Annotated in this window: 7 protein-coding genes; 3 read left to right on the forward strand and 4 right to left on the reverse strand. The window is 49.2% G+C overall.

Annotation, left to right across the window (positions count from 1 at the left end; all coding sequences use genetic code 11):
* Window positions 1–223: 223 nt before the first annotated feature.
* Complete coding sequence (locus AC5JR3_RS01530; RefSeq protein ID WP_495842349.1) at window positions 224–3,061, reverse strand: sensor histidine kinase; 2,838 nt, start codon at window positions 3,059–3,061, stop codon at window positions 224–226.
* A gap of 355 nt (window positions 3,062–3,416) precedes the next feature.
* Here AC5JR3_RS01530 and AC5JR3_RS01535 point away from each other — a divergent pair, with 355 nt between their 5' ends.
* Entirely contained in the window at window positions 3,417–5,186 is a 1,770-nt protein-coding gene (locus tag AC5JR3_RS01535; protein WP_495842351.1) for a S8 family peptidase, read from the forward strand.
* Window positions 5,183–5,407, forward strand: a complete 225-nt coding sequence (locus AC5JR3_RS01540) for a hypothetical protein (RefSeq protein ID WP_495842353.1) — start codon at window positions 5,183–5,185, stop codon at window positions 5,405–5,407. Before AC5JR3_RS01535 ends, AC5JR3_RS01540 begins: the two co-directional genes overlap by 4 nt.
* A gap of 105 nt (window positions 5,408–5,512) precedes the next feature.
* On the opposite strand, the gene AC5JR3_RS01545 is transcribed toward AC5JR3_RS01540, so the two are convergent.
* The 3 genes from AC5JR3_RS01545 to AC5JR3_RS01555 form a co-directional block, all read right to left on the reverse strand.
* Window positions 5,513–6,199: a lecithin retinol acyltransferase family protein gene (locus AC5JR3_RS01545; protein WP_495842355.1), complete on the reverse strand. Its 687-nt coding sequence runs from the start codon at window positions 6,197–6,199 to the stop codon at window positions 5,513–5,515.
* A gap of 302 nt (window positions 6,200–6,501) precedes the next feature.
* Window positions 6,502–7,572, reverse strand: coding sequence for a GDSL-type esterase/lipase family protein (locus tag AC5JR3_RS01550; protein WP_495842357.1), 1,071 nt, complete (start codon window positions 7,570–7,572; stop codon window positions 6,502–6,504).
* Between the two features lie 99 nt (window positions 7,573–7,671).
* Complete coding sequence (locus AC5JR3_RS01555) at window positions 7,672–8,280, reverse strand: hypothetical protein (protein ID WP_495842359.1); 609 nt, start codon at window positions 8,278–8,280, stop codon at window positions 7,672–7,674.
* A gap of 214 nt (window positions 8,281–8,494) precedes the next feature.
* Here AC5JR3_RS01555 and AC5JR3_RS01560 point away from each other — a divergent pair, with 214 nt between their 5' ends.
* Complete coding sequence (locus AC5JR3_RS01560; protein ID WP_495842361.1) at window positions 8,495–9,715, forward strand: urease accessory protein UreH domain-containing protein; 1,221 nt, start codon at window positions 8,495–8,497, stop codon at window positions 9,713–9,715.
* Window positions 9,716–9,767 lie beyond the last annotated feature (52 nt).

Raw genomic sequence — 9,767 nt, forward strand, 5'->3', positions numbered from 1 at the left:
GTGACTTTCTTCAACTCCGCTTGATTGTAAAAAACCTACACCTGTGAGGCAGGGGGGATGAGGAGAAGCAAAGCCTAACCTCTAATCCCTAACCTCTAATCCCTAACCTCTAACCTCTAGTCCTTCTTCATACTTCATACTTCATACTTCATACTTCATACTTTCTCCCCGACTCAGGACTCAGGACTCAGGACTCAGCACTCTCTAAACTATGAGCGACTGACTAAATTAATCGCTTTTTCCCCACACTTTGCAACTCACAGCCGGGAGTAACTGGGAGGGTGACGCTGAAGATCGTCCAGCCGTTGCCGCTTTCGACTTCGATGCTACCTTCTAGTTGTTCTACGAGTTTTTGGACTAGGGCTAGTCCTAATCCTGTACCGCCTCGTTTCCAGGGGTCAGCATTGGGAACGCGGTAAAACTTGTTAAAGATGCGCGGTAATTCAGTGGCGGGAATTTCGGCTTGATTGCTGAAGGTAAAGGTCATCAGCGGTAAGGGAGATAGGTAGGGGGTGTCTGCCTCAGCCAGTTTTATACCATTAGAGGAGGCAGTCGTATCCGATGAAACGGGATAATAACGGGCGCTAAAAGAGATTATTTCCTTGGCAGGTGTGTATTTACAGGCGTTATTCAGCAGTTCTGCCATAATTCGACCCAGGTTAGTGCTATCTGTGATCACTGGCGGGAGGTCGGAGGGGATATCCAGTTCTAAGATTTGCCCGTTTTCTTGGGTGCGGGAGCGAAACGGCTCGATGATATTGGGTAGCCAGGTGACTAGGTGCACTGTCTCTAGCGACACGGGATAGGCGTTACCTTCTAGGCGTTGGAGGTCGAGCAAGTCGTTAATCAGTTCTGTTTCTCTGGAACACTCGGATTCTAAGATTTCCATGTAGCGCTGGCGGCGATCGCTATTTGGGGCAATCTTGAGCATTTGGATTGCCATTTTCATATTGGAAAGAGGCGTCCGGAGTTCGTGGGAAACGGTACTGAGAAAGTCGTCTTTGAGGATGTGAAGCTTTTGGAGTTCTTGAACTTTTTGTTCTAATTGTTGGGTGCGCTCATTTACCTGGCGTTCCAAGTCGGCATTGAGGGTAGAAATCTGTTTGTAGAGTTCGGCTTGTTGAATCGCGATCGCGAGTTGATCGGCGATCGCTTCTACGAGTTCCACTTCTGAATCCTGCCACACATAGGCACGACCGATCATCACCAACCCCAGACGTCCCCAGAGTCGTTCCTGGAAGTGTAGCGGGACGAGTAACCAGGCTCCAGGAAAAATCTGCGCCAACTGTCGGTTGACTTCATCCTCAAAGCGGTCTGTATCATTAACGCGCACGACTTCTAATCGCTTGAGGGCAAGGGTTACTTCATTATCAACATCCGGTACTTCGATGCCTAAACAGGTTGGCACATCGCTGTAGGGACGGTAATCAGAAACCGTTAACCACGCCCCGCGATGTGGTAAGTATTGCTGAATTTCTACGTAGTCAATCTGCAAAAGCTGACTAATTTCTTTGGCAGCCGTGGCAAAAATTTGCTCCAAGTCTAAAGAGCTGCGAATTGTGCGGGTAAAGCGATTAAGTGCTTTTTCCCGTTGCGCTTGCAGTTGCGTTTGTTTATACAGTTGCGCTTGCTGAATGGCAATACCCACTTGGGTAGAAAGGGAAGTCAGCAAATTGATTTCCCACGATTGCCACTGTCGAGGATTGCTACATTGATGGGCAATCAGTAGCCCCCATAACTGCGTTTCTGATTCGGGAGAAGTTGTAAAGCTTGATGAATTTGATCCGGTTGCCAGTTCCCAGCTTCTTGTTCCTAGTTGCTCCTTTTGTAAAATGGGAACCACTAAGTTAGCTCTCACCTGCAACTGTGCCAACAAATCGATATGGCAATCCTGTAGACCGGCTGTATAGATGTCAGCAATTGATTGAAATCTACCGTGCTTATAGGAATCAACATAAGATTCGGCAAAGCAGGAATCGTATATTTCTATGCCGAGAAGTGGTTGCCATTTGTTGTCTACAGATTCAACTACAACGACGCCTCTCCAATCTGGACAAAAGCGAAAAATAAGCACTCGGTCAGATTCTAAAAACTGCCGGACTTCTGCGGCGGTGGTGTTGAGAATGTCTTCTAAATCTAAAGACTCACGGATGCGATCGCGTATCGAGCCAATCAGCCGTTCTCGTTCTGCTTGCTGTTGTCCTGCTAGTTTCGTTTGTTTTTGTTCTGTAATTTTGCGGCTGTTGACAACAACTCGTTTTATATTCAACTCATCTAATAAGCTGTTCGCCGTCGCCTCCACCTCTATCCAGTAATTATCGGCATGACGGACACGAAATTCACTTGAAACTACCCTTCCCACTTCTCCTAAGGTGTTAGCAAATCTTTCTTGAATGATTGCGGCATCCTGGGGATGGATATAATCAAAAACGTTTTTAGCAATTATATCTGCTGATTTGTAGCCAAAGATTTGCTCAAACGAAGGGCTGACATAACAGATAGTCCCGTCCGCTTCTAAAATACTAATACCATCAGCATGATTTTGCGCCAAGGCGTGAAAATATTGTTCACTTTTGGCAAGTTTATCCATGACTTCTTTTTGACCGTCGATGTTAGCTGCCACTAAACAAATGCCCTTAATCTGCCCCTGTTCATCAAATATGGGATTATAACCAAACTCAACGCTAAATTGATTACCATCTTTCCGTTGAACAATTAATTCTCCCTGCCACTGTTGGAATTGTGCGGGGTCGAAAATATCTATGTTTGTTGAAGAATTAACCGGGCGATAAAATATAACTTCATTTAGGTGCTTACCCAAAACTTCTGCGGCAAGCCATTGGTAAGTAGCTTCCGCCCCTTGATTCCAAAAAATAATCATTCCCGCTAAATCTGTAGCAATAATTGCGTTGTGTGATTGATCTAGCAAGGCTGCTTGAGAGTGAAGTTGTTGCGCTTGTCTGCGGTCTTTTTCAAAAGACAAAACAATCGTTTTGACGCGCTCAAAGGCGTCATCGTCAAGAACTAATTTACGCAGGTTATGGAGCTGTTCTGGGGTCATGGGAAGCGTTAGTGTCTACAGGCGACATCAATGGCTTATAGGCTGAAATTCAAAGGAGTATGCTCAAATTGTATCAATCAAAAATTTAGCGATCGCCTGATCTTTATGAGGGAGCGAAATTCCATGCCGTATGGCTGTACGTACTGTCTAGTTGTGACCCGTCCTATCCTCCTAGGCTCAGTCGAAGATTATAGCCTGGGCTTCCCTATCTCACTGGCTTGACCACACATCCCTAGGTCGCGGCTCCGTATTAAGTTGAGGGGAATTACAACTACATTCTCTAGTGCCAGTCCCTTCACTCCTGCCGATGAGTTATGGTTGTGATTAAACTGGCGCAAAGTGCGGACGGGTTGCCATGAGAAAACTTTTCTTGCTGTGTTTGTTTATTTTTGGGCTGGGTTTTGCCCTGTCCAACTTTAAAGGTTTGGCGAATCAAGGGGAATTTCAGTCACTGGTGCTGGATTTTCGGGAGGATATCCCAGCGGCTATGATTGACGCGAAAGTCAATGCGATCGCGCAACAATATAATGTAACTCCCCGCCTAAACAGTGAATTCTCCGCCCCTGACAATGTCTACATTGTAGAAGGCGACAAGCAATTACTAAAGGCTTTAAAGAAATCAGAACTTGCCAAAAAAACAGAATATATTGAGCCGAACTACATCTATCACACCTTTGATGTTCCCAACGACCCAGACTATAGCAAGCAGTGGAACTTGCGGAGCATCAACATAGAATCAGCCTGGGACGAAACCAAAGGTAGTGGCGTCACAGTAGCCGTAATCGACACAGGCGTTAGCCGGGTTCCCGACTTAAAAACTACAAAGTTTGTCGAAGGCTACGACTTTGTAAATAATCGCAAACAAGCTGACGATGATGTCGGTCACGGGACTCACGTTGCTGGGACAATTGCCCAATCCACTAATAATGGTTACGGCGTCGCCGGGATTGCCTACGAAGCAAGCCTCATGCCGTTGAAGGTACTAAGTCAGCTAGGTGGTGGCACAGTGGCAGATATCGCCGAAGCCATTAAATTTGCGGCGGATCAAGGCGCAGATGTCATTAACCTCAGCTTAGGTGGTCGGGGTGAGAGCAAGGTTTTGGAAGAAGCGATTAACTATGCTCATCAAAAAGATGTTGTCATCGTCGCAGCAGCGGGTAACAGCAATGAAAATGCCGCATCCTACCCCGCCCGGTATCCTCACGTAATTGGTGTCGCGGCGCTCGATTCAGTGGGTATCAAAGCCCCTTACTCCAACTTTGGTGCGGGTGTAGACGTTTCCGCTCCTGGTGGTAGCGAGTTGGGTGGCATCCTCCAGGAAACCTTTGACCCCGAAACCGGGACGGCAGTCTTTGCCACCTTCCAAGGCACTAGTATGGCAGCACCCCACGTTGCTGGAGTCGCAGCCTTAGTCAGAGCAACAGGCATCACAGAACCAGACGCAGTGCTGAGTATCCTGAAGCAGTCATCACGGGTAGTCAAGGAAGACCCCCTTAATCACTTCGGTGCTGGACACCTAGATGCGACAGCCGCTGTGAAATTGGCACTCAGGGGACAAATCACCCCCCGTGACTTCTTCCGCTGGGTACGAGACAACGGTTATCTCAATCCCCGTTTCTGGATTGATGGTGGTGCGGTGATGCTGATGCCAAAAATCGCCATGGTACTTGGCTCTTATCTCCTCGCCTGGTTCCTGCGGAACTACTTCCCCTTCAGTTGGAGTTGGTCTCTCACCTCAGGACTAGTGGCGGGAAGTTCTGGCTTATTTTTCCTGCGCGGCTTCTATATCTTCGACCTGCCGCAATGGCCCTTCCGCATTATGGGTAGTTCCCTTCCTGAACTAGGGAGCGCCGTTCAAGGTAGCAGTATCTTAAACCCGATCTTTGCCAGTGTCCTGATGCCCCTCATCTTGATAGCGCTGCTGCTGGGTCACAAGCAATGGAAGTGGATTGCCATTGGTTCTGCCCTTGGTGTTGCAAGTTTCTTGACAGTTAGTGCTGGCATTTCCCCCCATGTTTGGGGCTTGGGTGATGGGCTTATCGCTCGTCTCTACCTGATTATCAATGCCTGCTTGTGCTTCGGACTGGCTTATCTGGCGTCTAAAGGAGAGGAGAAAACCGCATGAGTATCAGCGTTACCGGAACGGTTGAGCGCAAAGGATTCGGTCCAGGCACCTGGGCATTAGTCTCAGCCGATGGTAAAACCTACGAACTGAAAAGCGCCCCCTCTGAACTTAAGCAAGCCGATTTAAAGGTGAAGGTCGAGGGAACGATCCGCGATGATGTGATGACCTTTGCGATGATTGGGCCGGTGCTGGAAGTGAATTCCTTTGAGGTGATTGATTAGGTTGACCATAGGGTAGGGGCGAACGGCTGTATAGGCTTTGCTCCGGCTCCGCCAACGCTCCTACCCAAATCTCAGGGCGAGATCCGCGCGATCGCATCGCCCTTTTTAAAACAATTCTTGTTGGTCTTGATAGTTACGCAGCAAAGATTCTGTCATTGTGGCAAGTTTGTCAAGCATCTCTTTGTTTTCATCAACCCGTTGCTTGTAACTTAGCTTCCGCTTGATTGCCGCCCGTGCCAAATCTTCCCGGTTACGTTTCACCGCTTCCATCGCCACTCGATGCCATACATTCATTTCTTGCCGCGCCTCCTTGTACTGAGGTTGGATGTTCTCCCATGCGACTTTGATTTCGGCTAGCGCCTGATTCACTAACTGAGGCGTATCATCACGCTCCGCTTCTGTAAGGGATTGTTGCACCGGGTCAATCAAGGTTTTGACGTTGATGTCACTCAAGACAGGGATAAAATTTCTCACTTGCAAGCTATCGCTAACTCCTGTTTTGCACCAGTTTGCAAAGTGTTCGCAGTTGTTGAACAGCAGGTTGTATCGCCGTTCGCCCACTCGGCTCTCAGCGCGATGAACTACCACGTCAGGAATAAAGCAGGTAGTGTACTGTTTGACATAGACCCTAGAGCCTTGAGTCAACGTCGCCATAGTCGTGCGTTCAATCCTTTCACTTGGCTTGCGGTAGTGGATAACTGTACCGTCTCCACAGTCAATGCCATGATGCTCGTAGACGCCTTGAATGTTAAGAAATTCTCGGATGACATAAATTTGATCGCCTCGCGCCATAATCGTCTCGCGTCTATTCCTACAATCACTATCCCTTTCTTAACGCATTAGGCGAGCTTTAACTTTTATCTGAAGTTGACATTAATGGGCGCTGTCACGCCCCAATAGTGGAAAATGCCCCTATACCTAGGGCAGGTTTTCAGACTCCCCCAGCCAGGGTTAAAAAAGGGGAGAATCTTCTTAAAGTCCCCTGTGATATCAAAGGCGAAGCAACATCTAGCTTCCCCCTTTTTAAGGGGGACGGGAGGGGGATCTGCGGGTTTAAAAACACGCCCTAGGAGTTGATTACTCAGCACTCAGCACTAGTTAATGTTTGCGGCTAGCCAGGACTCAGCGTATTGCAACCCATCCTGCCAAACTTGATAACCACGGCGCGTCAGATGGATGCCATCTGTTGTTAAATCATGCTGGAGTTGCCCTTCGCTGTCGATGAATAGGGCGTGGAGATTTAAGTAACCTGCGCCTTCTTGTTGGGAAATCTTGGCAATTTGTTGATTGAGGTTGCGAATTCGAGCATTCGGAATGGCGCTCAACCGGGTAGGCAAAATTGATTGCACAATAATTTGGGATTGGGGATGATTGCTACGCAGGCGGCGCACAATCTGCCGGATGTTGTTGAGAATCCTGGTATCGGTTGCCCCTTGGCGCAAGTCGTTAATCCCTGTCATGACGTAAATCGTCTCTGGGCGAGTTTGGGTAAGGGAGGGCAAGCGCTGCAAAACCTGGCTAGAGTTTTCCCCAGAAATTCCTTGATTTAACCAAAATTTACCATTAGGGAGTTGTGCGGAGGGAAACCACTGACTGAGGGAATCTCCCACCAAGATCGCTAGGCGATTATTTCCTTGTCCCCGCGCGATCGCTTTGGCTTCTTGAGCCAAAAGACGTTTCCACTGTTCGTGGGTGGGTTGGCGTGTGGCAGATTTCCAGGAAGAGTAAAAGCTGTCAGGCGATAAGCGGGTGTAGAGTTTTCCCGCTTTCAAGGCGGCTAATCGCTGCAGATACAGTTGGCTACCGGAACTGGGTGCAGGGGCGACATCCGGTTTGAGTAAAGGTGGGAAGGTGGGTGTTAGTTCTCTGGCGGCGACGGGTGTGGCAACTGGGGTGGTGAGTTGAGATTCAATAGGCGATCGCTCTGTTGTTGAAAGTCCTGAGTGTTGTACCTGCTGTTCATAGGATTTGCTAAATTCTGGCGTCGTCAATTCAACTAAAGGAATAGTTTTGACGGGGACAGCCGGTTGCAATACGTCTGACGCACTTATATCTAGCAAGGCTAGAAAATCCTCTGGTGTCGTTGAAGGGGGTACCAGAGGCGGTGGGACGGCTACTTGTCCTGTGGTTAACAAACTGACTGCTAGAAGATAAGGATCGCTCATCACTCGACTCCATCACGCTCTCCTATTCCTTTGACAGAGATTTTGAGTAGAAGTCAGGAAATTTATTCACATGCATTGAGCGATCGCGCTGCTTTTAGCTCATCCTTCATCCTTCTTTGGCGATCGTCTAACCAACCAAAAGCTCCCAATCCCCAGTAGTCCTCCTAAGACAATGGCAGGGACAATCCACCGACTTGCCGACTGTCGTGCTGTCTGTTGCTCAGATTGCACTGAAGATTGAGAGGCTTCACCTTGGGGAGCCGTTGTCCCAGCCACAACATTGACGTTGTATTTCAACATAAACGGCTGGAAACTTGCCCCAGATGTCGGCTTACCGCTCAACTCCAGCTGATAAGCTCCAGCTTCTGGAAAGACAATATCAGCTCCGGGAATGCCTTGATATTGTTCAGTGGCGATCGCTTTCAGGGAGGGCTGTAAAATTGGTGAGTTTCCTGGAGATGAGGGCTGAGAGTACACGGTTAACTGACAATCGCATTGCTCTAGGGGAATGAGTTGTCCTCCAGCACGAGTGAGAGCAAACCAGGCTCTAGCCGTTTCTCCAGCGCGAGGGTTGTGGTTGGGTTCGATGTGGAATGTGACACCGACATCCCCATTAGTCTCCACCGTATGGGCGAGGACTGGGTTAGCAAGGCAGGTGAGGAAGACGATGCTGCCAAAAACTTGGCTTGAGCGTGTTGGGTGAAACATGGGGAACGATGTTCTGAGCAGGCTTAAAATTATAGGAGCGCTTTGGTCACTCAGCCCAGATAAAAAATTCCCTTGATTTAGCGATCGCCCCCCGCACTTGTTCAATTCGTCCCTTTGCAGATGCTTGCTAAAGAGCTTGCACCTTCGGCTTGATGATATCTTTCCTCGTTAAGTACTATCCTATTAAGTTGTTTTCTGATGCCTGAAAAAGATAGTGCTAGATTTGCTGCTCGTTATGACCCTGGGGTTTCTGGGGAGTTTTGGTCACTGTATGGGGATGTGTGGCCCTCTGACGGTAGCATTTTCCCTATCCCAGCAGCGCGAAGGAACGGCTAATTGGCGATCGCAAGTCGGATTTCACTTGCTGCTGAACCTGGGGCGCATCCTAAGTTATGCCTTAGTAGGTGCGGCGTTGGGGGGTGTTGGTTCAGTACTAGTCAAAAGCGGACAGCTTGCCGGAATCGGTAGTGGACTGCGTCAGGGAATGGCAATTCTTACCGGATTGCTACTAATTTGGTATGGCTTGGTACAAGTGAAACCCGATCTGCTGCCGCGTCTCCCGGTGCTGCATCCGCTTCAAGGCAGCTGGCATCAGCGATTGAGCCGAGGAATGGATCGCCTCTCCCAACAAGCTCAATGGTGGACTCCGGCAATGCTGGGAAGCTTTTGGGGTTTAATTCCCTGCGGTTTCCTATACGCCGCTCAAATTAAGGCAGCACAAACGGGTAGTCTCTGGATGGGAGCAGCAACGATGCTGGCATTTGGGTTAGGGACAATGCCGATGATGCTCGGTGTGGGAGTATCCGCCTCGCGGCTGAGTGCTTCCCGCCGCAGCCAGCTTTTTCGCTTAGGGGGATGGGTAACGATCGCTATCGGCTTTTTAACCCTCTTACGGACGGGTGAGATGGTGGATTATACCGGACACGGGGCGCTAGTTTTGCTGATGCTGGCGTTGATTGCCCGTCCCCTTAGCGGCGTCTGGGTGCAACCCTTGCGCTATCGTCGAGCCATGGGAGTGGGAGCCTTTGTACTAGCTTTAGCGCATACGGGTCATATGCTCGACCACACCTTGAACTGGAACGTTAAAGCCCTGTTTTTCCTGCTACCGCAACATCAACTTGGCACACTGGCGGGAGCATTAGCCCTGGCTTTGATGACTCCCGCCGCATTGACGAGTTTTGACCAAGCGCAGAAAGCCTTGGGTAAGCACTGGCGACACATTCACCTCCTCAGCATCCCCGCATTGCTCCTGGCAACTCTGCACACAGTAATGATTGGTTCCCACTATCTAGGAGAGCTAGCAGGAAACTGGCATCATCAACTCCGAGCAATTACTGTTGGCGCGATCGCCTTGGCAGTCTTACTAATCCGTTGGCGTTTTCTCTGGTCGCTTTTGTCCCTGGACAAAGTTTTTGTTTCCCCTCCCTCTAAGTAGACCTCTTGCAAAAATGTACCAGACCCCTCCCCAACCCTCTCACAGGTGTAGG

The organism is Kastovskya adunca, from assembly GCF_059505785.1.

Bases quoted from the DNA above. Each gene is read 5' to 3' on its own strand.
- AC5JR3_RS01535 (WP_495842351.1), top strand. From the start codon at position 3,417: ATGAGAAAACTTTTCTTGCTGTGTTTGTTTATTTTTGGGCTGGGTTTT.
- AC5JR3_RS01545 (WP_495842355.1), bottom strand. From the start codon at position 6,199: ATGGCGCGAGGCGATCAAATTTATGTCATCCGAGAATTTCTTAACATT.
- AC5JR3_RS01550 (WP_495842357.1), bottom strand. From the start codon at position 7,572: ATGAGCGATCCTTATCTTCTAGCAGTCAGTTTGTTAACCACAGGACAA.
- AC5JR3_RS01540 (WP_495842353.1), top strand. From the start codon at position 5,183: ATGAGTATCAGCGTTACCGGAACGGTTGAGCGCAAAGGATTCGGTCCA.
- AC5JR3_RS01530 (WP_495842349.1), bottom strand. From the start codon at position 3,061: ATGACCCCAGAACAGCTCCATAACCTGCGTAAATTAGTTCTTGACGAT.
- AC5JR3_RS01555 (WP_495842359.1), bottom strand. From the start codon at position 8,280: ATGTTTCACCCAACACGCTCAAGCCAAGTTTTTGGCAGCATCGTCTTC.